3 protein-coding genes are annotated in these 2,215 nt (G+C 63.9%); all 3 read right to left on the bottom strand.

Annotated features, from left to right (window positions below):
• Nucleotides 1-195: hypothetical protein (locus EOA28_RS33265; RefSeq protein WP_148671023.1), on the bottom strand; the 195-nt coding region annotated here is incomplete at its 3' end.
• 2 nt (nt 196-197) lie between these two features.
• Complete coding sequence (locus EOA28_RS33260) at nt 198-794, bottom strand: GNAT family protein (RefSeq protein WP_042641788.1); 597 nt, start codon at nt 792-794, stop codon at nt 198-200.
• Nucleotides 795-809: 15 nt separating this feature from the next.
• Nucleotides 810-2,102 (bottom strand): pitrilysin family protein, encoded by a 1,293-nt coding sequence (locus EOA28_RS33255; protein WP_128315718.1) that lies wholly within the window; start codon nt 2,100-2,102, stop codon nt 810-812.
• Nucleotides 2,103-2,215 lie beyond the last annotated feature (113 nt).

The raw sequence follows: 2,215 nt of genomic DNA, 5'->3' as shown, positions 1-2,215 counted from the left end.
GCCCGGCGCGGTCGAGACCTGGAAGTTCTCGCCCTGGTTCCGGTAGATTTGCACGGCGCCGGAAAGGTCCAGCGCCTTGTCGTCGCGCGCGATCTTGATGGGCTCGACGGCGAAAGCCGGCATGGCCGCAAAAAACGTGACGACGACCGCCAGGATAAGGGCGAACAGCGACGCTAATCGCGAAAAATTCGTCACATTCAGCCCTTCGTTCCATCACCCGGCGGATCGTCCGCGATCCGGGCGTAGAGGTAGTGATCCTGCCAGATGCCGTTGATCCTGAGATAGGATCGCAGAAGTCCTTCGCGCCGGAATCCGGCTTTTTCAAGCACGCGGATCGACCGGGCGTTTTCGGGAATACAGGCAGCCTCGATCCGGTGCAACCTCAGCGTATCGAAGGCGAAACGCGACACCAGCTTGACCGCCTCGGTCATCAGGCCGCGGCTGCCGAAGCGTTCGCCGATCCAGTAGCCGATATGGCCGCTCTGCGCGACGCCGTGGCGGATGTTGCCGAGCGTGATGCCGCCGGCAAGCTTGCCGCTCGATTTCTCGAAGATGAAGAAAGCGATGGCCGTGCCCTGCGCGTAATCCTCGCGGTACCGGCTGATGCGCAGCCGCCAGGCGGTGCGGTCGAGCTCGTCCGGCTGCCAGCGCGGCTCCCAGGGCTCGAGGAAGGCGCGGCTTTCGCCGCGCACCGTCGACCATTCGCGATAGTCATTGGTCAGCGGCACGCGCAGCGTGACCTTTTCGCCCTTCAGTGCCGGCAGGTCGCGGCGAAAGAAAGGGAGCGCGAACACGGCTCTGGAACGGAGCTAGACGGCGAGCCTGCGGGCCGTCGTCTGCGGACCCGCAAGCGATTCGAGGATCGCCTCGTAGGGCGCAAGCGTGCCCACGGGGCCGACCGCAGTCAGCGTCGGCTTGGTCGAGAACAGCCGCGAGGAGAGGTCGGTCAGCCGCTCGACGGTCAGCGCCGAAAGCCGCTCCATCAATTCCTCCTTGGCGATCGGCCGGCCGAACAGGACCATCTGCCTGGCGATCTGAGATGCGCGGCTGGCCGGGCTTTCGGCCGACATGATGAGGCCGGCGCGATATTGCGCGCGCGCCCGGTCGAGCTCTTCCTGCTGGATGCTCTGGCCGGCCTTCTGCAATTCGTCGATGATCACCGGCACCAGCTTGGCGATGTCGCTCTGCCCGGTGGCGGCGTGCACGCCGAAGATGCCGGTGTCGGAAAAACCCCAGTGGAAGGCATAGACCGAGTAGCAGAGGCCGCGCTTCTCGCGCACTTCCTGGAACAGCCTGGACGACATGCCACCGCCCAGGATCATCGACAGCACCTGCGAGGCGTAGAAGTCGCGCACATGATAGGCGCGGCCCTCGAAGCCGAGCACGATCTGCGCATCCATCAGGTCGCGGTCCTCGCGGAAGTCGCCGCCGACATATTGCGCGTATTGCGGGATATTGCCCGCCGCCTTGGCGCGGAAGCCGCCGAGTTTCTTCTCGACCTCGCGCACGAAATTGTCGTGCTTGATGTCGCCGGCCGCCACGAGGACCATGCGCTCGGCATCGTATTGCCGCTCGATGAAGTCGTGCAACTGTCCGGAAGTGAAGGACTTGACCGTCTCCGGCGTGCCCAGGATCGAGCGGCCGATGGTCTGGTGCCGGAAGGCGGTTTCGGTGAAACGGTCGAAGACGATGTCGTCGGGCGTGTCGTGGGCGGCGCCGATCTCCTGCAGGATCACATGCTGCTCGCGCTCCAGCTCGTCGGGATCGAATTCGGATTCCTGCAGGATGTCGGCCAAGATGTCGACCGCCAGCGGCACGTCGTCGGAAAGCACCCTGGCATAATAGGAGGTCGTCTCGACGCTGGTGGCGGCGTTGATCTCGCCGCCGACATTCTCGATTTCCGAGGCGATCTGGAAAGCGCTGCGGCGCTTCGTGCCCTTGAACGCCATGTGCTCGAGCAGATGGGCCATGCCATGCTCTTCGTCGCGCTCGTTGCGGGCGCCGGACTTCACCCAGGCCCCTAGGGCAACCGATTCGATGCTTGGAAGGGTTTCGGTGGCGACTGTCAGGCCGTTCGACAGACGGCTTACCTCAACACCCATATGGCAAGTACTCCCTAACGCGCCGCCCGCGAGTGGCGGTTCACGTAATCTTCCACCATTTTCAAGTCGGATGGAAGTATCGTGTATTTTTCGTCGGCTGTCATCAAACCGCC

The sequence above is a fragment of the Mesorhizobium sp. M2A.F.Ca.ET.067.02.1.1 genome (genome assembly GCF_004023285.1).
In the GTDB taxonomy this organism is placed as follows: Bacteria; Pseudomonadota; Alphaproteobacteria; order Rhizobiales; family Rhizobiaceae; genus Mesorhizobium.
Note: the sequence above shows the minus strand (reverse complement) of the source record. Positions and strands in the feature narration are given on the sequence as shown.

Bases quoted from the DNA above. Each gene is read 5' to 3' on its own strand.
- EOA28_RS33255 (WP_128315718.1), bottom strand. From the start codon at position 2,102: ATGGGTGTTGAGGTAAGCCGTCTGTCGAACGGCCTGACAGTCGCCACC.